This is a genomic window from Acinetobacter sp. 766875, from assembly GCF_000582055.1.
In the GTDB taxonomy this organism is placed as follows: Bacteria; Pseudomonadota; Gammaproteobacteria; order Pseudomonadales; family Moraxellaceae; genus Acinetobacter; species Acinetobacter nosocomialis.
This window is the reverse complement of record NZ_JEXX01000057.1, coordinates 1-1079: the sequence shown is the minus strand read 5'-3', so window position 1 is coordinate 1079 and position 1079 is coordinate 1. Positions and strand designations below refer to the sequence as shown.

At 44.4% G+C, this 1079-nt stretch carries 1 protein-coding gene; it reads right to left on the bottom strand.

Annotation, left to right across the window (positions count from 1 at the left end; translation table 11 throughout):
- Positions 1–1067 (bottom strand): elongation factor Tu (tuf, locus tag J576_RS19300; protein WP_033855755.1); only part of this gene is annotated, 1067 nt, incomplete at its 3' end.
- Positions 1068–1079 lie beyond the last annotated feature (12 nt).

Here is a 1079-nt window from a genome sequence, read left to right as displayed (position 1 = left end):
CCTGGCATTACCATTTCAACGCCTTCTTTCAACTGGATCGCACCAGTTACGTCAGTTGTACGGAAGTAGAACTGTGGACGGTAACCATTTAAGAATGGAGTGTGACGACCACCTTCTTCTTTAGAAAGTACGTATACTTCTGCGTCGAATTTAGTGTGCGGCTTGATTGTACCTGGTTTAGCAAGTACTTGACCACGTTGTACGTCTTCACGCTTAGTACCACGAAGTAATACACCACAGTTCTCGCCTGCACGGCCTTCGTCAAGAAGTTTACGGAACATTTCTACGCCAGTTACAGTTGTTTTAACTGTATCTTTAATACCAACGATCTCTACTTCTTCACCAACTTTAACGATACCAGATTCTACACGGCCTGTTACTACTGTACCACGACCAGAAATTGAGAATACGTCTTCGATTGGCATTAAGAATGCTTTGTCGATAGCACGTTCTGGTTCTGGGATGTAAGAGTCAAGAGCTGCTACAAGAGCAAGAACTGATTCTTCACCGTAAGGACCTGCTTCACCGTTAAGAGCAGCAAGAGCTGAACCACGGATTACTGGAGTGTCATCACCTGGGAAGTCGTAAGTAGAAAGAAGTTCACGAACTTCCATTTCTACTAATTCAAGTAATTCTTCGTCGTCAACAAGGTCGCATTTGTTTAAGAATACGATGATGTAAGGTACACCAACCTGACGAGAAAGAAGGATGTGTTCACGAGTTTGTGGCATTGGACCGTCAGTCGCAGCACATACAAGGATCGCGCCGTCCATCTGAGCAGCACCAGTGATCATGTTTTTAACGTAATCGGCGTGGCCCGGGCAGTCAACGTGTGCGTAGTGACGAATTGGAGAATCGTATTCTACGTGTGAAGTATTAATTGTAATACCACGTGCTTTTTCTTCAGGTGCTGAGTCGATTTGCGAGTAATCTTTCGCTTCACCGCCGTAAGTTTTTGCACAAATAGTTGCAATCGCAGCAGTTAAAGTTGTTTTACCATGGTCAACGTGACCGATTGTACCCACGTTTACGTGTGGTTTATTACGTTCAAACTTGGCTTTAGCCATGATGATCTTCCT